The 21990-nt window shown below is 37.3% G+C and carries 23 protein-coding genes; 13 read left to right on the top strand and 10 right to left on the bottom strand.

Going from position 1 to position 21990, the window contains the following annotated elements; all coding sequences use genetic code 11:
• The first annotated feature begins 330 nt into the window (after positions 1-330).
• Together PPBDW_RS17770 and ansB are read left to right on the top strand one after the other, a co-directional pair.
• Positions 331-579: a hypothetical protein gene (locus tag PPBDW_RS17770; protein WP_036791010.1), complete on the top strand. Its 249-nt coding sequence runs from the start codon at positions 331-333 to the stop codon at positions 577-579.
• 235 nt (positions 580-814) lie between these two features.
• On the top strand, positions 815-1879 hold the full coding sequence (ansB, locus tag PPBDW_RS17765; RefSeq protein ID WP_036791007.1) for an L-asparaginase 2: 1065 nt from the start codon (positions 815-817) through the stop codon (positions 1877-1879).
• 83 nt (positions 1880-1962) lie between these two features.
• Here the strand turns inward: ansB and PPBDW_RS17760 are convergent, their stop codons facing one another.
• Positions 1963-2745 (bottom strand): DsbA family protein, encoded by a 783-nt coding sequence (locus PPBDW_RS17760; protein WP_036791004.1) that lies wholly within the window; start codon positions 2743-2745, stop codon positions 1963-1965.
• Positions 2746-3019: 274 nt separating this feature from the next.
• Between PPBDW_RS17760 and aphA the strand changes: the two genes are divergently transcribed.
• Complete coding sequence (gene aphA, locus PPBDW_RS17755; protein WP_036792877.1) at positions 3020-3739, top strand: acid phosphatase AphA; 720 nt, start codon at positions 3020-3022, stop codon at positions 3737-3739.
• A gap of 83 nt (positions 3740-3822) precedes the next feature.
• Here the strand turns inward: aphA and PPBDW_RS17750 are convergent, their stop codons facing one another.
• Positions 3823-4179: a DUF333 domain-containing protein gene (locus PPBDW_RS17750; RefSeq protein WP_036791001.1), complete on the bottom strand. Its 357-nt coding sequence runs from the start codon at positions 4177-4179 to the stop codon at positions 3823-3825.
• A gap of 266 nt (positions 4180-4445) precedes the next feature.
• On the opposite strand from PPBDW_RS17750, the gene arfB reads away from it, so the two are divergent.
• The 3 genes from arfB (at position 4446) to PPBDW_RS17735 (ending at position 6467) form a co-directional block, all read left to right on the top strand.
• Positions 4446-4859, top strand: coding sequence for an alternative ribosome rescue aminoacyl-tRNA hydrolase ArfB (gene arfB, locus PPBDW_RS17745; RefSeq protein ID WP_036790999.1), 414 nt, complete (start codon positions 4446-4448; stop codon positions 4857-4859).
• 182 nt (positions 4860-5041) lie between these two features.
• Positions 5042-5485, top strand: a complete 444-nt coding sequence (locus PPBDW_RS17740) for a hypothetical protein (protein ID WP_036790996.1) — start codon at positions 5042-5044, stop codon at positions 5483-5485.
• A 94-nt stretch (positions 5486-5579) separates the two neighbouring features.
• A complete protein-coding gene (locus PPBDW_RS17735) occupies positions 5580-6467 on the top strand; it encodes an aspartoacylase (protein ID WP_036790993.1) in 888 nt (295 codons plus the stop codon).
• A gap of 67 nt (positions 6468-6534) precedes the next feature.
• Here the strand turns inward: PPBDW_RS17735 and PPBDW_RS17730 are convergent, their stop codons facing one another.
• From PPBDW_RS17730 to PPBDW_RS17720, 3 genes are read right to left on the bottom strand one after another with little or no spacing between them, the layout of a single operon-like run.
• Positions 6535-7308, bottom strand: coding sequence for an ABC transporter ATP-binding protein (locus tag PPBDW_RS17730; RefSeq protein WP_036790990.1), 774 nt, complete (start codon positions 7306-7308; stop codon positions 6535-6537).
• Positions 7308-8354: a FecCD family ABC transporter permease gene (locus tag PPBDW_RS17725; protein ID WP_036790987.1), complete on the bottom strand. Its 1047-nt coding sequence runs from the start codon at positions 8352-8354 to the stop codon at positions 7308-7310. The genes PPBDW_RS17730 and PPBDW_RS17725 overlap by 1 nt, the downstream gene beginning before the upstream one ends.
• Positions 8354-9505: an ABC transporter substrate-binding protein gene (locus PPBDW_RS17720; RefSeq protein WP_036790984.1), complete on the bottom strand. Its 1152-nt coding sequence runs from the start codon at positions 9503-9505 to the stop codon at positions 8354-8356. The genes PPBDW_RS17725 and PPBDW_RS17720 overlap by 1 nt, the downstream gene beginning before the upstream one ends.
• A gap of 298 nt (positions 9506-9803) precedes the next feature.
• On the opposite strand from PPBDW_RS17720, the gene PPBDW_RS17715 reads away from it, so the two are divergent.
• The 7 genes from PPBDW_RS17715 to hflX all read left to right on the top strand — a co-directional run bounded on the left by PPBDW_RS17715 (position 9804) and on the right by hflX (position 16000).
• Positions 9804-10505, top strand: coding sequence for a DNA alkylation repair protein (locus PPBDW_RS17715; RefSeq protein ID WP_036790981.1), 702 nt, complete (start codon positions 9804-9806; stop codon positions 10503-10505).
• 129 nt (positions 10506-10634) lie between these two features.
• A complete protein-coding gene (locus PPBDW_RS17710; protein ID WP_036792875.1) occupies positions 10635-11294 on the top strand; it encodes a DNA-methyltransferase in 660 nt (219 codons plus the stop codon).
• 38 nt (positions 11295-11332) lie between these two features.
• A complete protein-coding gene (locus PPBDW_RS17705) occupies positions 11333-12259 on the top strand; it encodes a LysR substrate-binding domain-containing protein (protein ID WP_036790978.1) in 927 nt (308 codons plus the stop codon).
• Between the two features lie 126 nt (positions 12260-12385).
• Positions 12386-12631: a hypothetical protein gene (locus PPBDW_RS17700; protein WP_036790975.1), complete on the top strand. Its 246-nt coding sequence runs from the start codon at positions 12386-12388 to the stop codon at positions 12629-12631.
• Between the two features lie 273 nt (positions 12632-12904).
• Entirely contained in the window at positions 12905-13603 is a 699-nt protein-coding gene (locus tag PPBDW_RS17695) for an SH3 domain-containing protein (protein WP_054262163.1), read from the top strand.
• Positions 13604-13771: 168 nt separating this feature from the next.
• Complete coding sequence (locus PPBDW_RS17690) at positions 13772-14527, top strand: TatD family hydrolase (RefSeq protein WP_243423027.1); 756 nt, start codon at positions 13772-13774, stop codon at positions 14525-14527.
• A 129-nt stretch (positions 14528-14656) separates the two neighbouring features.
• Positions 14657-16000 (top strand): GTPase HflX, encoded by a 1344-nt coding sequence (hflX, locus tag PPBDW_RS17685; protein ID WP_036790969.1) that lies wholly within the window; start codon positions 14657-14659, stop codon positions 15998-16000.
• Between the two features lie 126 nt (positions 16001-16126).
• Here hflX and PPBDW_RS17680 read toward each other — a convergent pair whose 3' ends face one another.
• The 5 genes from PPBDW_RS17680 to PPBDW_RS17660 form a co-directional block, all read right to left on the bottom strand.
• Positions 16127-17116, bottom strand: coding sequence for an LBF_2804 family protein (locus tag PPBDW_RS17680; protein WP_036790967.1), 990 nt, complete (start codon positions 17114-17116; stop codon positions 16127-16129).
• A 185-nt stretch (positions 17117-17301) separates the two neighbouring features.
• Entirely contained in the window at positions 17302-17754 is a 453-nt protein-coding gene (locus PPBDW_RS17675) for a hypothetical protein (protein WP_036790964.1), read from the bottom strand.
• Between the two features lie 108 nt (positions 17755-17862).
• On the bottom strand, positions 17863-18774 hold the full coding sequence (locus PPBDW_RS17670; RefSeq protein ID WP_036790961.1) for a DnaJ C-terminal domain-containing protein: 912 nt from the start codon (positions 18772-18774) through the stop codon (positions 17863-17865).
• A gap of 250 nt (positions 18775-19024) precedes the next feature.
• Positions 19025-20932, bottom strand: a complete 1908-nt coding sequence (gene dnaK, locus PPBDW_RS17665; RefSeq protein ID WP_036790959.1) for a molecular chaperone DnaK — start codon at positions 20930-20932, stop codon at positions 19025-19027.
• 256 nt (positions 20933-21188) lie between these two features.
• Entirely contained in the window at positions 21189-21632 is a 444-nt protein-coding gene (locus PPBDW_RS17660) for an Hsp20 family protein (RefSeq protein WP_036790956.1), read from the bottom strand.
• Between the last annotated feature and the right edge of the window lie 358 nt (positions 21633-21990).

Below are 21990 nucleotides of genomic sequence, written 5' to 3'. Positions count from 1 at the left end.
AAAGTGACACCCAAAAACCTTGTGAGGTTAATTTGTGCGTTATTGCTCTCATTGTTCAAATAATCAACTAAAAGTGTAAAATAAAAAATCATTATTAATAAATTCTAACATATCAGTAATTAGGTGGTTTAATCCATTTACCATAAAGTAATTCATCACATTAAAAGCAAGGTTATTTTGACAGGAATTTAGTGTGATATTTATCATCTATAGAATATATATGTATCGATATAAACAATTAATATACTGGTGATATTTTGCACTGATGAAAATACACTGAATAATTATGTCTACACTTAATTGACAATTATTTTAAAAGGTGTGCGCTTTATGTTTTATGTAAGTCAACATCAACTCCTTAATTTACAACAAAATGTGAATGAGGTTGCTGTCTTTGAAGTGGGGTTACCAAATAATATGGTATTGCACTCAACATTTGTTTATATAAAAGAAGGCTATTTTCAGTGCTTATGGGAAGCAGATCATATTGATAATATCCAACAATATATTGATACGACTGTGGGTGATGAGTGTCAAAGTGATTATTATAGCATTGATCCTATGACGGCAATTGCATAACCAATTATTGATTAAGAAGTGACAATAATAGCTCAAGTTCTTATATGAAATATAAATAAGCACTTGTTATGTAGGTGTTTATTTTTTGTTGTTGTTTGTGGGTGCTGTTACTCTTGTGTGATTGTGGTCACTAGGGGTGTGCATAAACAGTGATATTGAGCACAAAAAAATATCCCATTAACAATAACATTCATACCATAAATAAACTTATATAATATAACTTATGGTGTGAGTGATGAATAAAAATCCTATCCGTGTTGCTATGCTGATCGCTGGTTTGTGTATTAGTTCGTTGGCTACCGCTGCTGATGATTTACCCAATATTAAAATTTTAGCAACAGGAGGAACCATTGCAGGGGCAGGGCAATCGGCAACAGAATCTGCATACACTTCTGGTCAAGTTGGGGTTGAAGCATTAATTAAAGCGGTACCTGCAATGACTAAAATTGCGGATATCTCCGGTGAGCAAGTGGTTAATATTGGCTCCCAAGATATGAATGATCAAGTATGGCTCACTTTATCTAAACGTATTAATGAATTATTAGCTCGAGACGATGTTGATGGTGTTGTGGTAACCCATGGTACTGATACGATGGAAGAAACTGCTTATTTCCTTGATCTGACAATTAAAAGTGATAAGCCCGTTGTTCTTGTTGGCTCGATGCGACCATCAACAGCAGTGAGTGCTGATGGCCCTGCTAATTTATATAATGCCGTTGTTACTGCTGTTGATGAAGATTCAAAAGGGCGTGGAGTATTGTTAGCAATGAACGATACGGTGTTAGATGCGCGGGATGTGACTAAAACTAACACGACGGCCGTTGATACATTTCAGGCACCAAATTTTGGTCCACTAGGTTATATTCATAATAGTGACGTTACCTATCAACGCGCGCCAGAGCGTCATCATACGACAGCTGCGCATTTCGACGTGTCAAAATTAACGAGCTTACCTAAAGTAGGGATTGTCTATAATTATTCAAATGCATCACCATTGCCAGTAACCGCGTTAGTGAATGCTAAATTTGATGGAATTGTCAGTGCCGGTGTTGGTAACGGTAATATGTATAAAGCAATTTTTAATGAATTAGCAAAGGCGAGTAAAGAGGGAACGATGGTGGTGCGTAGTTCACGAGTACCAACGGGGTCGACGACATTAGCCGCTGAAGTTGATGACGCAAAATATGGTTTTGTTGCTGCGGGTACACTTAATCCACAAAAGGCACGGATTTTATTAATGCTATCGTTAACACAAACCAAAAATTATAAAGAAGTTCAGCAGATGTTTCAGTATTACTAAAATAAAGCTTAAATAAGCTCAATAACACAACAAGGCTAAAAATAAGGCCTTGTTGTGTTTATTATATTGAATAACCGCGATGGTTATTTAGTGCTTGCTTTTACGTCACTGATTGCTTTTGCTAACGCATCAGGGTTATAACCATTAATAATATGAATATTATCTTCGGTAATGTTGTTACTTGGCATAACAATTAGCGCAGGCGTTCCTTGGAAGCCTAACTTGCTAAATAACTCAAAGTTATTCATAAATGTATTGTTAGCATCAAATTTAGATACATCTACACCAACACTGGTTGCGATAGTGTTGATATCTTGTTTGGTTAATTTACCTTCATCTTTACCTGTTGCAAATACAGCATTGTGGTATTTAGCATAAGTGGCGCCACCTTTTTGTTGGTAGATCCAGTTACCCATGTCTGCTGCATATTTTGAAGCTTCCCAGCGCGATGCGAAAATTGGCGTTTCTTTAAAGATGAATTTCACATCTGGGTTTTTAGCTTCTAATTGCTTAACTACATCAGCAATCTTAGAACAGTACATGCATTGATAATCAAAGAATTCAATCACATTTACTTTGGCATCTTTAGGACCAATAAATGGCGTTGCTTTATCTTTTAGAAGTTGATCTGCATTCGCAATAACAGCTTGTTTAGCGTCATTTTGTTGCGCTTGCATTTGTTGTTGTTGCAAGGTCTTTGAGGCTTTTACTAACACCTCAGGATGGTTAATAATATATTGGCTAGCAATCTGTTCAATTTGTGCTTTTTGTTGAGCTGTAAAATCACCATTATTACTAACGGTTGTTGTTTCATTACAGCCTGTAAGTAATGCACCCAGCATTATAGGTAGAAGCAGTTTTTTCATTGTATTATCAATCACTATAAATATTTATCGGTTAGAGTAATAGTAGAATAAATTAGTTCAATCTGTTTCAGTAAAATGTTAGTTCTTAATAATTATAATAACTGATAACTATTTTTATAAATATCACTAGTGAAAAGGAATGTTATTTTTTACGTTCATTTTTTATGGATCTTATATTGCATATAAAATAATGAGTCATGTGATAATTGTCACTTTATATGTAAAGATGAATAGTTAGATTATCCATTCAATTTTTTTGATGATTTATTCTAAAATGAAAAAGACATTTACTGCGATTACTATTTCTTCTTTACTAGCCTTTAGTCTTGTTTCTACTTCTGTAATGGCAGAGCCAAAAGTACCTGCAACAGAGACAGGTTACAGTACTATTCAGTTAACGCAAATGGGTCAACCTAAAAGTGTTGATTGGGTGACAGTCGATCAAATTGCTCAACAACTCAAAGGTAAGCCACCAATGGCTGTCGGCTTTGATATTGATGATACAGTGTTGTTCAGTTCTCCTGGTTTTTATCGCGGCAAACAAGTCTTTTCCCCAAACAGTTTTAGTTATTTAAAAGATCAGAAATTCTGGGATAAAATGAATTGTGATTGGGAAAAATTCAGCCTTCCTAAGCAAATAGGTAAAGAGTTAATCGCAATGCATCAAAAACGCGGTGATGATATTTACTTTATTACTGGTCGCGATCCATCGAAATGTGAAATTACTACTCAATATCTAAAAGATGTCTTTGGTATTAAAAATATGCACAAAGTTATTTTTGCAGGTTCGAGTAAAACAACAAACACCAAAACACCATATATAAAAGCTGAGAATATTAAAGTTTATTACGGTGATTCTGATGGTGATATTACCGCAGCTCGTGATGCAGGCGCTATTGGTATTCGTGTAATGCGAGCTGCAAATTCAACCAATCGTCCGATTGCCAAAAATGGTATTTATGGCGAAGAGGTAGTCATAAATTCACAATATTAATTGTTGTTATTAAAATTTAAGAAAATAATAATGCTCAACCTATTATGAATAGGTTGAGCATTATTTTTATGGCAGTAGATTAATTAATACACTTTTGGGTGTTTAGGCTTTTTCTTACAGGTGCCATTGTAGAATTGTTTTAGATCACAGGTTGTGCCTTGCTTATTAAAGTGGCAATTAGAACCAATTGCGGTGCCTTTATGTTTAACACAGTATTTTATCCATTTATTTTGTTTCGGTTGTGATGATGAACACTGACCTTTTTGAAAAGCCCATTCATCACACATTTTTCCACTAGGGAGACGGCAATAGCCTTGACCATCAACAATAACGGATTTACCGCCATGGTTAACACAATAAATAGATGCGGGATTACCGTGGGGCATCGCAAAAACAGAACTTGAAATCACGAGTGCAGCTAGGAGTAATAATTTTTGCATGTAATAACCTCGATGTTCTTTGTGACGCAATATCAATATCTCGATCATAATTAAAAACAGCGTTCAAATGTCAGCTTAGTGCAAGGTTTGTAAATGGAGTTAATCAATTGTGATTACTTATGAGCGTAAATGATTGTATGTAAAAAGAAGTGGGCTAATTAATAATATTCTACAAGTTATTGTTTACTTGTAGACTGCGCTTATTAGGACGCTGAGTGTGATATTATAGAGTTAATATAAATATAGCGTTGAAGGGGTAAATATCGATGCTAGTGATTTCTAATTCTGTCACCTTAGCTGATTGGGAGATTGAATTAACAGCCATTCGAGCACAAGGGGCGGGTGGGCAAAATGTTAATAAAGTGTCGAGCGCTATCCATTTACGGTTTGATATCAATCGTTCATCACTGCCAGGTTTTTACAAAGAACGCTTACTTAAATTATCTGATAGTCGCATAACGAAAGATGGCGTGATTGTTCTTAAAAGCCAACAGCATCGCACACAAGAAATGAACCGCGAAGAGGCTTTATCACGCTTAAAACAATTGATTCAAAGCGTAATGACAACTCAAAAAGCACGTCGAGCAACTAAGCCAACGAAGGGTTCTCAGGTACGAAGAATGGATAAGAAAAATCAACGAGGTCAAACCAAACAGTTACGAGGTAAAGTACAAATGTAACTGTAAATAACGAGCAGGTTATTGCTATTTACGTTCTGACATATTTTATGTGACGTTGATTGCATTATTACGTTAGTTGTTAGTCGTTGTTGTTGCTATCTATTAATATCTTACAAGATTATACGGTTAGTAAGATAACAGCTTGCAAGCCGAAACATTAGCTAATCAGTTGGTGAACAAGGATGTTTGAAAAAAAGACGCTACAATTACTACAATTGTTTTATCGCGAAACAGAACGTGTACGCTTATTTGATGTTAATCAATTACCACCATTAGACCTTGAGCTTCAGCAAGTTATGAATCAATGGCTTGAAACTAAACGTAATTTTCAACTTGATGAAATATGTGAGCAGTATTGGATTAAGACTTGCAGCGCAGGTTATATTACTGAGTTACGTTTACATGCCAATGGTACTTTAGATGAATATACTCTGTTTAATCGTCTTCATACGCAAGGGCATTGGCAGTTAGTTGATGGGGTTATCGAGATTGAAATAATCAAAGGTGATAATCGCTATCGCTGTGCCGTATATGCTAACCGCTACGTGAGTATTCATTCAGCTATCGAATATAAAAATGATGAGCTGCATTCCTATTTGAAATTGGCACAAACTCGGCCAATTTAGCCATATCTAATAGCTTTTTTGTCTGATAAATACACTTCCAATAGCGATTAAATTCAGTACACTGAAATTAATAACTGAATATTAGGACACACGGATGAGTAAAATAAAAAAAGTAGCAGTTGTGGGTGGTACACATGGTAATGAATTTAGTGGTATTTACCTATTACGTAAATGGCAGCAATCAACAACGCTAGCCCGTGATAGTTTTAGTGTTGAGACAATATTTGCTAACCCTAAAGCCCATGATGATAATAAACGGTATGTTGATCATGATCTTAATCGTCAATTTAGTTTGGCTGATTTAGAAAATAATGAGTTGGCGAGTTACGAACAGAGCCGAGCTAAAGCGATAAATCAACAGATTGGTCCAAAAGGTGATGCTAAGGTCGATTTTATTATCGATTTACACAACACGACCAGTAACATGGGGCCTTCATTAATTTTGTTACAATCTGATAGTTTTAATCGTCAATTAGGGGCGTATGTAAAAATGCATATGCCTGATGCGGTTATTGTTCTTGAAGATCACACTTCAGTTGAGCAACATCACTTCCTGAGTTCAATTTCAGCTCAAGGGGTTATTGTTGAAATTGGTCCTCAGCCTCAATCTGTGATCCGTCAGGACGTTCTTGAATGGATGGATGAAATGACGAGGCATATTCTTGATTTCGTGCATTTATATAACACCGATGAACTCTTACCGTTAATTCCAAGCTATGAAGCATTTCGCTATCATGAAACGTTATCATTACCTTTAGATGACCAAGGACAGCGTATCGGTATGGTGCACCGTGCGGTACAAGATAATGATTTTGAGCCGCTACACGGAGGTGATCCGATCTTCACGTTATTCGATGGCAGTGAAATTTTTTGGGATGGTGATTATGAAGCCTTTCCACATTTCATCAATGAAGCAGCTTATTACGATAATAATTTGGCGATGTCATTAGCGAAGAAAGTACTTATCACGACTCACGATTAAGTTAATGCATAGTTTGTATGTAATAAAGCCTATATAAGCATGATGCTAATATAGGCTTTTTTGATAGCTAAGGTTTATTGGAATTAGCATTGCGAGCTGATTTCACAACGACAATTGGACGTTCATCGATAATCGCCACATGTGAATCAACATCAAATACAGATAAAATTAGTGGCGGGGTGATGGTGGTTATTGGGTTGCCATAAGCGAAAAGTTGACCTTGATGCAGTGCTGCAACCTTAGTGGAATATTGAATCGCTAAATTAAGATCATGGATAACCATTAAGACACAAGCTTGGTTTTCTTGGGTGTATAGTCTAACAAAATCAAGTAGCTTCATCTGGTTATGCATATCAAGGGCTGATGTTGGTTCATCAAGAATGAGCACTTTAGGTTGATTAACTACCGCTTGCGCAAGTCCAACCATTTGGCTCTCCCCACCTGATAATTCAGTACACACTTTATTGGCTAAATGTAAAATTCCCATTTGCTCTAATAATTGTAAGCTTTTTTCAGCACTGTTCGCTTTAGCAAATAAAGAATGTGAGCGCATATTTAAGGTGGTGATTAATAATTCAACGACAGTAATTGTGGCCGAAATACGATGATCCTGAGGTAAATAACCAATGCTATCTAAAGTGAGCGGCTTATTATGTAATAATATTTGTTGTGAATGTTGGCGTAAGTCTTGAGTGATATGGCGCAATAAAGTTGATTTTCCTGCCCCATTTTTACCAATAATAGCGACCATTTCACCAGCATTAATAACTGGTAGCGACAATTTATCTAGAATTGTTTTGTCGCCAAATGTCACTGAAATATTATTAATTGTAAGTGCCATTAGAAACGCCCTCCTTTTTTAATGATCAAATAGATAAAGAAAGGAATGCCGATTATCGACATCACTACCGTTAGCGGTAAAATAATTCCCGGCATGATGCTTTTACTAGCGATAGAGGCGAGTTCAAGTAATACTGCGCCGACAAGACACGATGCTGGTAAAAAGTAACGTTGATCTTCACCTAGTACCATACGTGCAATATGCGGAGCAACTAAGCCAACAAAACCAACTGCACCGACAAATGATACTGCAAGCGAAGTAATAACCGACACTAATAACAGAGTTTTAACACGTAATCGCTTAACATTAACGCCCATCGCTTGAGCTCGTTCATGACCAATTTTCAGTGTCGATAATTGCCATGCATCTTTCATCATGATCAATAATACAATCGGTAATACGATCGCAAGTACAGTAATCTTCTCCCAACTACCACGATCAAGTGATCCCATTTGCCAAAACACTAACGTTTGTAACTGCGTTTCACTGGCGACGTATTGCATCATGGTTAGCAAGCTGTCGTAAGCAAACATTACCGCAATACCGAACAGCATTACCCCTTCAATTGATATTCGCTTTACTGATGAAATAGCGGCAATTAAAAAAGTGGTTAATAAGCACATAATAAAGGCCATTAACGCTATTTGATACTGAGCCGGAATAAAAGGAATGGCGATGACATTAGTGATCACCAATGAAGCCCCAAACCCAGCAGCAGCTGAGACTCCAAAAGTATAAGGATCGGCTAAGGGGTTGTTTAATGTGGTTTGCATTTGTGCGCCAGCTAGGGCTAAGGCACCACCAATTAATGGTGCCATAAGAGCCATTGGCATACGAATATCCCAGACAATGATTTTACTCGCAATATCACTGCTTTGAGGATGAATTAGCGCGTGAATAACTTGAGAAAATGTCAGACCTTGTGAGCCAATAAAAATATCGGCAACCACACAAATAATACTGAGTACGAAAAAACAAATTAATGCTACTTTTTTGTTACGGTTACGGATTTTATGTGTTTTTAACTCAAGTAAGATTGATGTCATTATTGCATGGCCTTAAAGTTATTCTGGCCAAAATCGCCACTGACAATGCGGTGACCAAATTGCTTATTCATTTCTTCAAAGGTTTTTTCTGGGTTTAAATCTTTAAATACATTTGGATGAATCCATTTTGCAAAGTATTCCATTGCGACTAAATTATAAGGCGAATTATAAAATGGCATATAAATCGAATAGACATTTTTGGTTTGGTAGGCGCTGACAGCTTGTAACCAGTCACGATCCATTAATGCTGATGTAGCGGCTTTTATTGCAGCAGGGTTAGGGTTATAACCTAATGGAATTCCGTGAGTTGGTTGACCTTTATCATTAACCCAACCGGTTGTTTGCATAATATAAACATCAGGATGAGCTGTGATCACTGTTTCAGGCGACATTTGACCTGTTATCGCGCCATCAAGTGGCTTATCGGCAATATTAATCGCTTTTAAAAAAGGAATATAAGCACCCATATTACCGCCAGCAAAGGTACGACAACAAGAATCACTGTAACCGGCTGCTCGTTCTATAAAGACTTTTTTGGGCTTCAAATTTGGGTACTGGGCGAGTTTTTTCTGAAGCTCGGCAACGTGATCAAGGTAATAACGGGCAAATGCTTGTCCTTGAGCTTCACGTCCAACAGCTTTAGCCACCGATTCAACCGAGCGAACAGTATTCTTAATTGGATTTTCACGGAAATCTACAGCAATGACTTTAATACCAGCTGCGGCTAATTTTTTTAACAAGCCGTTATCTTGTGCCAATTTAATATTGGATAGGTCAACAATGAATAAATCAGGTTTAGGTTTTAAATTAATAAATCTTTCAGCATCAAATTCCCCTGATTTTATTAGCCCAATTTTGGCAACATTTTTGAGAGATGGGTAATGCTTTATGTAATTGGCATACATGCTAGGTGCAGAAACTTGCATATCATTACGTGCCGCAACTAAATGTTTGGCAGCATCTTGTTGGTAAATAATTTCAAGTAATGGAAAAATACGGCTAGTTGAGAGAGCAATATTTTGTGGAGGATGGTTAAAAGTAATCGTACGTCCAGCTACATCGGTCACAGTAATAGGGTAAGTAGCTGCAAAAGAGGGTAATGACCAAAGAGTAGCTGCACAAAGTGTAAGAATTTTTAGTTTAGTTTTCACGATGATACCTACATAGGATAATTTTAGCGAATACTAATGAGAATAATTATTATTTTGAACTGCGATAAATGGAAACTTAGAGTTCAAATATAAGTAAATGTTATTATTATTTGCGTTTATAGGGATGAATTTCTCGAAACTGCAATAAATGATTTGAGATTTTGGCTGCAATATGAAAAAGTCAAGGTAGTTGTTTTTGTAAGCTAAAAAAACACAATAACGTTGATTATAATAAAGTTATTAACCATTACCTGCATTAATGCTCAGCAGTAATGAGAGCTAACAAAGAGGAAAGACTATGTCATTAGTTATACCAATGGTTATCCTTATGCAGCAGCATTTAGCAGCAGAAGGCAGCACACTTGTTGCAAAAAAAATGCAGTATGATCTTAATACTCAACAACCTTTTTATGGTGTTAGTTCAGAAAAGCGCCATAAAATATTTCAATTAGCTATTGCACATACCCATATTGATACAATTGAAAATTATCACCGATTATTGTTGTGGTTATGGTCTGGTGTTTATAGAGAAGAACGTTATTTAGCATTAGATGCTGGTGAATACTATTCTGAATATCAAACGTTGGCATCTTTTGATATTTATCTTGAAATGTTAGAAACAGCCGATAATGTTGATACATTAGATCGTCTTGCTACAAACTTGATAGGCAAAGTTATCCTTCAAGAAAGAGACTTAGAAAGCTACCTTATTCAATGGCGCGAGTCTGACAGTGTATGGTTGAAACGAGCATCGGTTTTAGTACATTTAAAGCATAAGCAACAAACGAATGAAGCGCTTTTAAGTGAAACTATTTTATACCTTGCCGCTGATAAATCGATGCTAGTACAGCAAGCTATGGGGCAAGTGTTAAATGCCTATAGCCAAATTAATTTTGCATTCGTCGATAGTTTTATCAAAAACAATATGACCTTATTAACGCCACTGTGTCGACGTGAAGCAAGAAAACTCACAATGATGGTAAATAGCACAGTTGATTAAAATTACTGATGATTGATGGTTTGTTACTATCTATATTGTGCTTTTTTTGCTACAACACTTAACGAAATTAACGCCTATTCGACCATGTATAGGCGTTATTGCTTTTTAATGTTTAGTGTGGGTTTTTCAATGCAATTATATCAACAAGATGCCGTCGAATGGCTGTCTTCATTAGCGGATAATAGTATCGATCTTTTGATTACTGATCCTCCGTATGAGTCGTTAGAAAAGCATCGAAAAATAGGCACTACAACGCGCTTAAAAAACAGTAAATCCTCAAGTAATCAATGGTTTGATATTTTTCCGAATCAACGATTTCAGACCTTATTTGAGCAAGCTTATCGTGTTTTAAAACCCAATAGTCATTTTTATTTGTTTTGTGATCAAGAAACCATGTTCTATATTAAGCCAATAGCAGAGCAGGCAGGGTTTAAGTTTTGGAAGCCGATTGTATGGGATAAAGTCGCGATTGGTATGGGGTATCATTATCGCGCTCGTTATGAATTTATTCTTTTTTTTGAAAAAGGGAAGCGTAAGTTAGCTAACTTATCTATTCCAGATGTACTTGAATTTAAGCGTGTTTATCGTGGTTATCCAACAGAAAAACCCGTTCCGTTACTTGAAACGTTAATTGAACAAAGTTCTGTTGCTGGTGATGTTGTCGCTGATCCTTTTTTTGGTTCTGGTTCAACGTTAGTTGCAGCACAACGATTACAACGTCAAGTATGGGGGAATGATATTTCAGATGCGGCTCATCAACATCTGCGTAGCAGAATAGAGTCGTTGTGACGGTAGCAGGTGGGCTTAGATATTTCGGAAAGTAGCAAATGAAAAATTTTGATATTAATTTATTACGTATATTAAATGTATTGCTAGAAGAGCAGAGTGTTACTGCTGCTGCTGCGCGACTTCATCTAAGTCAATCTGCGGTGAGTAAACAGTTGGCGAAATTGCGTCAAACGTTTGCTGATCCTTTGTTTGAACGGACACCTTATGGTTTGCGACCAACGCCGAAAGCACTGTTATTATCAGATTCTGTGTATGATATCTTACAGCAGGTTAATCAATTAACACGTGCGGAAGTGTTTGATCCTGCATTGAGTCAACGTCAATTTCATATTGATCTCGTAGAAACTGCTTATTCATTAACTTACCCTCGTTTTATGCCTCAATTGCTACAACAAGCTCCCGATATTAGCTTAACCAGCAAAACGTGGAATGATGATAGTTTGCAGCGTTTATTACGTTGTGAAATTGATTTTGGAATTGGTATTTTTGAATGGGATGAACGTTCATCAAGCCATTATCGTCATGTACCACCATCATTGAATTATATTGAACTAGCGCGAGACTACCCAGTGTGTTTAATGCGTAAAGACCATCCAGCATTGAGTGAGCCTTGGAGCCTGGATGTGTTTTTGAAATATCGTCATTTACAAGTCAGTATAGGTGGCCTTAAGCGGTGGCTGCTTGATGAAATATTAGCACTAGAGCATAAACAACTTGATAATGCCGTAAACATGACCGACTTCTACGCCGGGGTAAAGTTGTGCGAACAGAGTGATTTATTTATGTGTTATCCCTCAGTTGCAGCATTAGCAATGATTAAAGATACAGATCTTGTTAGTCGTCCTATTCCTATTGAATTAGAACCTGGCGGATATTTCTTATTATGGAATAAACACTTTGATTTAGATCCTAGTCATCAATGGTTACGACAATTAATTACTAATGGTATGAATGTAATAAAATAAAGCGACACAAATGAAAAATTATTGCTCAAGTTCTATAACAATAAGAGACTAGTATATTAAGCGTAATGGCGTATCTTCTTTAATTAGAATATTTCTATTATAATTAAATTATTAAGGCTGGTTGTTATGTCTCCTGCAGATAAAAAACTCCTTGATCAAATACTTTCTCTTGAAGGTAAGGATCTTACTCATTTAACGGTGGCTGAAAAAGCTATCTTTGATGCGTTTAAAGCACGTGAGCATGAATTTGGGGTCAGTGTTGAGATCGCAACTGAAGCGCCTATTAGCGATTTAGGTCAAGGGACTTCTGAGTATGATATTAATGAAAAAGAAAAGTATTATCCTCGTGAAATTATTATTAGGCAAGATTAAAAATAATTCCTAGCATTATAAATAATGATAGAACGTTTATTTGTTTTTTATGAATAATTAACGTTCTTATAAGAATAAATAAATTAGGTATAATGTAATGAATGATTTTTAATTAGTTAAATTTCATTTTAGTCTTATTATATATGATATAAAAAGACTGTTATTCATTTTGGATTCATTTTAATTTCTTAATATAGCTGTTAGCTAGTGATTTATTTATAGCCACAATTTTAATTTAATTTTAAGTTATTTAAATACGCATCAGAGGTCGATATGAAACGTTTAGCAATGGCAATTACAGGTATTGTCGCTGTCACTTGTCTAAGTACAGCAGCATGGGCGGATAGCAGTATTCAAACGATTAAGGTCTATGAAAACCCAAGCGTTAGTTCTCCTGTTGTGGAAACAATAAAATCGGCTGTGCCATTAATTACCATTTATCAAAATAATGGTTGGGAAAAAGTAGGTGATACTACTAATGGTAATACTGGTTGGATTCAAAGTGTTGATCGAGAAATGATAGCCAAAGCGAATACTAAGGTGTTACCAGATCAAACGACTAATACAGTAAAAACTAAAGATGGTGAGAAAAGTGTGACTAAAGGTGTTGTTCAAACACCACAAGGTCCATTCCATTATGAGATAGTACAATTCCAAGGTAACGGCCATAATCAAAAAGTAGATAAGAAATTTTTTGATGCAATGCAAAAACAACAAATTGATATGAATCAAGCATTTGCGAACGCTTGGAACACTATGGGTAATCCCGGTGATTTTAATACTATGCAATCTAACATGACGAAGCTAATGCATCAGCAACAGCAACAAATGTTAGCAATGCAGCAGCAATTTAAACAAGCTGGATTAACTTCACCTACGCAAGTTAAATTAAGTACTCATGTTGCTACACCAGCAAAAGATAGTGCATCAACAGTTGCTACGTCTACAGATGCGACTGCTGTTACTAAATAAATCGATTGTATTATCCAGTGAATATTAGTGGATAATGTAATGTTATCACCCTCTATTAACATTATAGTTAATAGAGGGTTTTTGTTATTTATTGGTTTATATCATTAGTCAGTGATGGCAGCTTGAGAGCATTTTGCGTATGGTGTTTGTTTTACTTGATAGATATTAATGATGATCACTGATATTCATTGCCACTTAGAATCTGTAGCGCCTGAAAGTATTGCTTCTTTTATTGCCGCAGGTAACAACATTGGGGCAGTATCAATGACCTTTAAAAGTGCAATACAAGTACTAGCACTAAAGCAACAATACCCTGATGCGATTGAATTGTTTTTAGGTATTCATCCGGAAGTTGCCACAGATGAAGCTATGATAGAAGCAGTTATTGCGCTGATCCATCAACATCATCATTTGCTGAGTGGTATTGGTGAAATTGGTATTCCTTTCTTTTATCTTGACGACAAAACAGCTTTACAGAAACAGTTGTTAAAACAGCAAGGCGCACAGTTAATGACACGTTTTGTCGCAATTGCTGCGGATTATAATTTACCTGTCAATTTACATGTTGTGGAGGATGATATTGAGTTAGCATTGCCAATATTAAACCAATATGGTGTTGGAGGTGCGTTATTCCATTGGTATGAAGGATCATTATCTCATCTAACGCAATTGCATCAACAAGGTCATTTTATCTCAGTTAGCCCGTGGATTTTTGTCGATGATCATTATTGGCAATTTGTGCAAGCCATACCACTCTCGATGATGCTGGTTGAATCTGATGCGCCATGTAAATATAACGGCAAGATAGGTGATCCATGTATGATTGTTGATATTATCGCCGCAGTAGCTAACTACCATCAAATATCAGTTGAGCAGTTAACCTTGATATTAGCTGATAACACTCGCCGTTATTTGAGAAAGTAGAACGTAAAGACTAATACGTTTAAGCGATAATCTAAACGAAGGGCTATTTTTATATAAAGCTGATTGATAACAGCGTAGGATGGAGGAAATATAAAAAATAGGGTGCGCGTATGTGCACAATAGAAAAATATGCAATTAACAGCAAAAGCCTCGCGTAATCGCGCTTTACTGATTTCAATCCAAACGCCGCAGTTTAAAGGTGATGAAGCCAAAGCATCATTAGCTGAATTGGCACGTCTAGTTACCACTCTTGGTTTTAAAGTTGTCGGTACTCAATCACAAAAGCTAAGTTCAACCCAACGCATGAATGTGCTTGGTTCCGGTAAAATGGCTGAAATAGCGCACTTGACGGGTAATCAAGGTATTGTGGATGATTTCGACGATGACGATGATATTGTTGATGAGATGCTTTTTAGTGAACTACTGAGTGAAGACTTGCCGTTTGGTAGTGCTGATGTTGTGGTCTTTGATTGCGATTTAAGTCCATCACAATTACGTAATGTGGAAAATCAATTAGGTGTTGAGGTCTTTGATCGCACCGGTATTATTATTGAAATATTTAGCCGTCATGCTCGTACTCGTACAGCACGATTACAGGTTGAAATCGCTCGTCTTAATTATTTAGCACCACGCTTGCGTGAGTCAACCAGTGGCAATAAAGAACGCCAAATGGGTAAAGGTGCAGGTGAAACGACCCTTGAGTTAGATCGTCGTAAAATACGCGATCAATTAGCTGAGTTACGACGTGAACTCGTTAGTGTACAAGATGAGCTTAAAGGTCGTCGTGCTCAACGATCTGAATTGTTTTGTGTGGCATTAGTGGGCTATACCAATGCGGGCAAGTCATCGATGATGCGTGCATTGACAGGCAGTGAAGTGCTCGTGGAGAACAAATTGTTTGCCACCCTTGATACTACTGTTCGTGCCTTACAGCCAATTACTCAGCCTCGTATTTTAGTTTCAGATACGGTTGGTTTTATTAAAAAGCTTCCCCATGACTTAGTGGCCTCATTCCACTCGACACTAGCAGAAGCACATGATGCCTCTTTATTGTTATATGTGGTTGATGCATCGGATCCTTCTTTCCGTTCGCAGCTTGATGTTGTACATGAAGTACTGCATGAAGTGGGCGTGGATGACATCCCTAAGCAATTAGTGTTAAATAAATCTGATCAATTGAGCGTAGAGCAACAGCAATCATTGATGGCTGAATTTCCTGATGCGATCATGACATCGACCCGTAATCCGGCTGATATCACTAAATTACATCAATATATCGTGAGTGTGGCGCAGGGCGAGATGATTGAAGATCAAATCGTCGTGCCGTATACCGCTAATGGTATTATTGGTGAAATTCGTTCAAGCATGAGTGTGACCAAGGAAGAATATGAATATGAACATATTACTTTCACTGTGCGCTCTAACCCAATTAATTTAGCCCGCCTTAAAAAGCAGATGCAGAATAAAGATTAATAAATAAACGCTGCCATTAGTATAGATGAATGATTCTTTAGTTATGGTGGTGAGTGATCAATTATAAATAGAATGTGGGTTATTTACTCTTACTGATTAAAAGTAAATAACCCGTAATCTAGATGTTTAGGCTAATAACGGATTGATTTTCTGCTGCTGAATAATACCGCATTGAGCCAAGAGTTTTTTCTCATTTGCTGTTAAACGCTGGCGGAAAAAGAGCAAGGTTGTGAGTATATTGATCACATCGTTATATTCTGTAGAGTTTAATAGGTTTAAACTTTGTAATAGCAATGTTGGCGATTCTATATCCGTTAGCATTACTGGGGCTTGCTTATAAATCTCGTCATAGAATAATTCTAAATTAACATCACATTCTTGTTTATAACTTTGGCGCACAGCAATACAACGTAGTAGGGCGGTGCGATAAGTCATTGATACTGGTTTCTGTTGGTGGATAGTGACTTGATTCAGTACATAAATACGCGCTGAAATTCGTAATCTCACTTCACGTAATGCCTTTTGTTGGACCCATGCATCCCAAAATCCTGTGATTAAGGTTGAGATTAACGGTATATAAACTCGTACGCTACTGCGTGAAATTGATTTTTGTAATACCGCTTTGATCAGAAAGTTACTCAGAATATCTTTACCTGAATAAAGGGCAACTTTGATATAGCGAAACTTACTCAGTGCTCTATATGGTTTGATGCCGTGGATATTATCAATGGGCTCTGAGAGTTCCATTACAGCTCGGACTAATGATGCTTTCATTTTGTCACAGAAGTGATTCTCTGCACTGGCGCGGTTGATCAGTAGTGCGGTGGTTATAAAACCGATTTCAAACAATAGTAATAATTCTAAGCCAATAAAAACAATATTGATCGTTAGTAGTTTGGCCAAATTGTCCCACGCTAACCAATTCTCACCTAATAGCTCAAGATAAATTTCAAACGCGACGATAACGAACGTTGTCATAAAACCAATCAAGAATGATAAGCCAACACAAAGCTGACATAATCTTTTATCTGAAATTCGCGTAAATAAGGGCTGATTACGGCTAAGGTGTTTTTCAACGCGGCGAATGCCCCATTGTTCAATTTTATGTTCAATCATAACGGGTAAAGATCAGACTCATAAATTTAGTATAGAAATAACGCAGCATAGTGATTGCTGCGTATTCTAGATCGGCTTTAGCCAAAGGCGTAGTTAATTTTACTGAATTATTTACAGATCATGACAAAGTGATTTTAGTGTAGATGATTACGTTATTAAGTCATTTAAGGTGAGCGATTATTAACTCATTTTTCTTCTTTATGACTACCTTTAAACCCTAAAAATGACAGTTGTTTTTTGGCCGCCGCTGGTGGTGTATAGCTACTATCGTCGTCATTTTCTTCAGCGATAGGGTGAGTGGAAACGGGCAGTAATCGAAATATAGCAAAGCCATCTTCTTTATGTACAAAAGCGATTTGACGATGGAGTAGGTTGTCATCCTCTTTGGTCGCAGCTAAGGTTTTATCTTTAATTAATGCGAGTGGAGCGATCATTGCTTGGCAGTGGTAGATCTTGTAATTGTAGTTAGCAAATAAACGGCAAGGCTCATCGAGAGTGAAGGTTTCTCCTTCAAGCAAATGACGACTATTTTCTACAGCCCGGTTGATATCCATGACGTTTGCAGCAAATGCACAAGAGGCAGTGAAGCTGATGCCAGTAATCACTAACAAACTAGTGGTAATGATTTTTTTTAGCATAGTTGTTCCTACTTTTAATCTAAGTTGAATGCAAAAAAGCCAATATCTTGGAATGATAACATTCGTTGATATTGGCTTCATTATCGAATGGGTCTATTTTAGCGCTGATTAAGCTGCTGCAAACTCATTCAGCAATTCTTTTTGGCGTTCGCTAAGGTTCAGTGGTGTTTCAATGACAAGCTGGACAATTAAATCACCAGTGTTGCCTTTGCGATCCGTAACCCCTTTACCTTTAAGACGGAATTTACGACCTGATTGAGTACCTTCCGGTATTTTCAAACTGATTGCGCCGCCTAAGGTATTTACTTCCACCTTGCCGCCCAATGCTGCGGTTACAAAATCAGTGGTCGCTTTACAAAGAAGATTATTACCTTCACGAGTATAACGTGGATGAAGACGAATATTCATTTGAATATAAACATCACCCTGAGCACCACCATTAATACCAGGATGACCTTTACCCGTTAAGCGGATACGACCACCATCTTCGATCCCCGCAGGGATCTTGATGTTAAGTTTTTTATTGGTTTGTGTATTACCTTCAAACACCGGTAAATCGATAACACGTGATGCGCCGTTAATCGCATCCTCTAGATCAATTTCCATGGTGTATTGAAGATCTTCACCTTTTTGAGGGCGAGTTGAGTGACGACCACCGAAACCACCTCGACCACCGCGTGCATTAGAGAACATGTCGCCAAAAGCACCACCAAACATGTCTTCAAAATCGCTGTAACCACCTTGCTGACCAAAGCCTTGATGACCTCCGCCATGACCCCCACCCATACCTGGATTTTCAAACGCATTATGACCAAACTGATCGTAAGCTGTGCGTTTTTCTTTATCCATTAAAATTTCATAGGCAGCTTTTACTTCTTTGAATTTATCTGCTGCAGTTGGATCATCTGGGTTTTTATCAGGGTGAAATTTCATTGCTAGCTTTTTGTAAGCTTTCTTAATTTCTTTCTCAGATGCAGTTTTGGCGACACCAAGAACTTCATAAAAATCGCGTTTTGACATTGGTAACACCTCTTATCCCTATCGGGACAACTATCTGGAACATTCTAAATCGTACGTCTAAACATATAATAACCAAAAATAGCATTACGCTTAAGTGGTTAATGATTTAAAAGGGCACAGATAGTTAGCCTAATGGGATTCTCTCTATTGTGATCGTCGAAAAGGGCGAGAGATTAAAATCCCTACGCCCATTGTTATTGTGAAGTTTATGTTATGTGCTGCCTATTATCGAGGCAGCAACAGTAACGTTTTACTTCATTTCTTCAAACTCAGCATCTACAACATCATCATCTTTCGCGGTTTGTTGCTGGTTCGCGTCAGATTGTCCTTGAGTATTTGCTTGGGTTTGAGCCTGAGCATGTTCCATTATTTTTTGTGCCGCTGTCATCAGTGCTTGAGTTTGAGTATCTATTGCGGCTTTATCATCGCTAGATTTAACCGCTTCAAGTGCTGTGATAGCTGCTTCAATATTTGTTTTTTCTGCTTCAGGGAAGCTATCACCGGCTTCAGTCATTTGCTTACGGGTGTTATGAATCAATTGGTCTGCTTGGTTACGCGCAATGACTAACTCTTCAAACTGTTTGTCTGCGTCTTTGTTAGCTTCTGCTTCTTGAACCATCTTCTCAATTTCAGCGTCCGTTAAACCGCCTGATGCTTGAATAGTGATCTTTTGTGCTTTACCTGTCGCTTTGTCTGTGGCTGATACATTCAAAATACCATCCGCATCTAAATCAAATGTGACATCAATTTGTGGCATACCACGTGGTGCAGCTTGAATACCTTCAAGGTTAAACTGACCTAATGATTTATTATGTACTGCTTGTTTACGCTCACCTTGAAGAACATGGATCGTTACTGCATTTTGATTATCTTCAGCAGTTGAGAACACTTGATTCGCTTTTGTTGGAATCGTCGTATTCTTATCAATCAAGGTTGTCATCACGCCACCCATGGTTTCAATACCAAATGATAGTGGTGTTACATCAAGTAATAGCACATCTTTAACATCACCGGCTAATACACCGGCTTGGATTGCAGCCCCCATAGCAACGGCTTCATCAGGGTTGACATCTTTACGTGGCTCTTTGCCAAAGAAGTCTGTTACTGCTTTTTGTACCATAGGCATCCGTGTTTGACCACCGACTAAGATAACGTCAGTTATATCGCTCACATTCAAGTTAGCGTCTTTTAATGCTAATTTTACAGGCTCTAGTGTACCTTGTACTAGGTCTTCAACCAGTGATTCCAATTTTGCACGTGTGATCTTAACATTCAAGTGTTTAGGACCTGTTGCATCTGCCGTAACGTAAGGTAAATTAACATCAGTCTGTTGTGCTGATGATAATTCGATCTTCGCTTTTTCAGCGGCTTCTTTTACACGTTGCATCGCTAACGGATCATTTTTAAGGTCGATACCTTGATCTTTCTTAAATTCGCTCACAAGGTAGTTAATTAAGCGAGTATCAAAGTCTTCACCACCAAGGTGAGTATCACCATTTGTAGCTAGTACTTCAAATGTTTGTTCACCATCGACATTATCAATTTCGATGATAGAAATATCGAATGTACCACCACCTAAGTCGTAAACTGCGATCACACTGTCGCCAGTTTTTTTATCTAGACCATAAGCTAATGCGGCAGCTGTTGGTTCATTGATAATACGCTTAACATCTAGACCTGCAATACGACCAGCATCTTTTGTTGCTTGACGTTGAGCATCATTAAAGTAAGCCGGAACGGTAATAACCGCGCCTGTTACTTTCTCACCTAAGTATTCTTCTGCTGTTTTTTTCATTTTCTTCAATATTTCAGCAGAAACTTGTGGTGCTGCCATTTTTTGGCCTTTCGCTTCAACCCATGCGTCGCCGTTATCTGCTTTTACAATTTTGTAAGGCATGATATCAAGATCGCGTTGAACTTCGTCATCGTCAAAACGACGACCAATTAAACGCTTAATCGCAAATAAAGTATTCTCAGGGTTAGTGACTGCCTGACGTTTTGCTGGTTGACCGACCAAGGTTTCACCATCAGTGTAAGCAATAATTGATGCAGTGGTACGTTCACCTTCCGCATTTTCAATAACACGTGGTGTATCACCGTCTAAAACAGCAACACAAGAGTTAGTTGTACCTAAGTCAATACCGATAATCTTACTCATATTTTAATATCCTTTGTGCGCTGAGTTGATTAGTTTTTCTTATTCGAATCACGGCTTAATAGGTGTGCCGTTAAGGTCCATGAAAATCGTTCATGTGAGCCTTTGGAATAACAATAATCAATCCAACTAAATTTTTGAATAACCCATAATAGGGTTGAATAGTGACGGAGCTATTAGTCATAGCCTAAATACAGGCGTTATTGGTGATGCTAATAGCTCAACGTTATTACTAGAGGAGCACTTACAACGGCGAGTTTTACTCGGCAGTTGGTGCTACTGATGCTGATTGTCCAATTGCAATTTTACGTGGTTGCATTGCTTCTGGTACTTCACGGAAAAGGTCAATATGAAGTAAACCATTTTCTAGATTCGCACCAACAACACTTACGTAATCAGCAAGTTGGAATTTACGTTCAAAGTTACGTTCAGCAATACCCTGGTAAATAAAGTTCTTGTCTTCTTCTGGTGCACGAGTACCAGTAACAACAAGCATATTCTCGTTTTGAGTAAGATCTAAACGCTCTTCAGAGAAACCAGCAACTGCCATAGTGATACGGTAGTTGTTCTCATCCGTTTGTTCGATATTGTACGGAGGGTATCCCGCAGCTTGGGTTTTAGTACTGCTTGCTTCAACAAGGTTAAATAAGCGGTCAAAACCAATAGCGTGGCGGTATAGGGGAGTAAAATCTACATTACGCATAAAACTATCCTCAATAATAAGCAATAGCCTTAGTTGTTTGTTAAGTATGTCGTTATCGACTAGGCGACTTAACAGCGAACTAAGTGAATCAATCCGTTAAGATATTGATTCGGTATAATAAGTGCTAATAAGGCATTCCCTAATAAGGCGAATCTTAATAGCGGTTTGAACTCCATCTGGCAGTTCGTGTAATTAATATATGCTTCCGGTGAGTTATCGTCAATAGTTTTTGATTAGTTTTTCTAATGTTTTTTAACGATTACTATTAACATGTTGATTTTTAAAAAGTATATCAACATAAAAAATGTACTGTGTTTTATTGTAAAGAGACCCTATTGATAATTCATCGACATTTAAC

Source organism: Photobacterium kishitanii (assembly GCF_000613045.3).
GTDB lineage: Bacteria > Pseudomonadota > Gammaproteobacteria > Enterobacterales > Vibrionaceae > Photobacterium > Photobacterium kishitanii.
Note: the sequence above shows the minus strand (reverse complement) of the source record. Positions and strands in the feature narration are given on the sequence as shown.

Bases quoted from the DNA above. Each gene is read 5' to 3' on its own strand.
- PPBDW_RS17770 (WP_036791010.1), top strand. From the start codon at position 331: ATGTTTTATGTAAGTCAACATCAACTCCTTAATTTACAACAAAATGTG.
- ansB (WP_036791007.1), top strand. From the start codon at position 815: ATGAATAAAAATCCTATCCGTGTTGCTATGCTGATCGCTGGTTTGTGT.
- PPBDW_RS17760 (WP_036791004.1), bottom strand. From the start codon at position 2,745: ATGAAAAAACTGCTTCTACCTATAATGCTGGGTGCATTACTTACAGGC.
- aphA (WP_036792877.1), top strand. From the start codon at position 3,020: ATGAAAAAGACATTTACTGCGATTACTATTTCTTCTTTACTAGCCTTT.
- PPBDW_RS17750 (WP_036791001.1), bottom strand. From the start codon at position 4,179: ATGCAAAAATTATTACTCCTAGCTGCACTCGTGATTTCAAGTTCTGTT.
- arfB (WP_036790999.1), top strand. From the start codon at position 4,446: ATGCTAGTGATTTCTAATTCTGTCACCTTAGCTGATTGGGAGATTGAA.
- PPBDW_RS17740 (WP_036790996.1), top strand. From the start codon at position 5,042: ATGTTTGAAAAAAAGACGCTACAATTACTACAATTGTTTTATCGCGAA.
- PPBDW_RS17735 (WP_036790993.1), top strand. From the start codon at position 5,580: ATGAGTAAAATAAAAAAAGTAGCAGTTGTGGGTGGTACACATGGTAAT.
- PPBDW_RS17730 (WP_036790990.1), bottom strand. From the start codon at position 7,308: ATGGCACTTACAATTAATAATATTTCAGTGACATTTGGCGACAAAACA.
- PPBDW_RS17725 (WP_036790987.1), bottom strand. From the start codon at position 8,354: ATGACATCAATCTTACTTGAGTTAAAAACACATAAAATCCGTAACCGT.
- PPBDW_RS17715 (WP_036790981.1), top strand. From the start codon at position 9,804: ATGTCATTAGTTATACCAATGGTTATCCTTATGCAGCAGCATTTAGCA.
- PPBDW_RS17710 (WP_036792875.1), top strand. From the start codon at position 10,635: ATGCAATTATATCAACAAGATGCCGTCGAATGGCTGTCTTCATTAGCG.
- PPBDW_RS17705 (WP_036790978.1), top strand. From the start codon at position 11,333: ATGAAAAATTTTGATATTAATTTATTACGTATATTAAATGTATTGCTA.
- PPBDW_RS17700 (WP_036790975.1), top strand. From the start codon at position 12,386: ATGTCTCCTGCAGATAAAAAACTCCTTGATCAAATACTTTCTCTTGAA.
- PPBDW_RS17695 (WP_054262163.1), top strand. From the start codon at position 12,905: ATGAAACGTTTAGCAATGGCAATTACAGGTATTGTCGCTGTCACTTGT.
- PPBDW_RS17690 (WP_243423027.1), top strand. From the start codon at position 13,772: ATGATGATCACTGATATTCATTGCCACTTAGAATCTGTAGCGCCTGAA.
- hflX (WP_036790969.1), top strand. From the start codon at position 14,657: ATGCAATTAACAGCAAAAGCCTCGCGTAATCGCGCTTTACTGATTTCA.
- PPBDW_RS17680 (WP_036790967.1), bottom strand. From the start codon at position 17,116: ATGATTGAACATAAAATTGAACAATGGGGCATTCGCCGCGTTGAAAAA.
- PPBDW_RS17675 (WP_036790964.1), bottom strand. From the start codon at position 17,754: ATGCTAAAAAAAATCATTACCACTAGTTTGTTAGTGATTACTGGCATC.
- PPBDW_RS17670 (WP_036790961.1), bottom strand. From the start codon at position 18,774: ATGTCAAAACGCGATTTTTATGAAGTTCTTGGTGTCGCCAAAACTGCA.
- dnaK (WP_036790959.1), bottom strand. From the start codon at position 20,932: ATGAGTAAGATTATCGGTATTGACTTAGGTACAACTAACTCTTGTGTT.
- PPBDW_RS17660 (WP_036790956.1), bottom strand. From the start codon at position 21,632: ATGCGTAATGTAGATTTTACTCCCCTATACCGCCACGCTATTGGTTTT.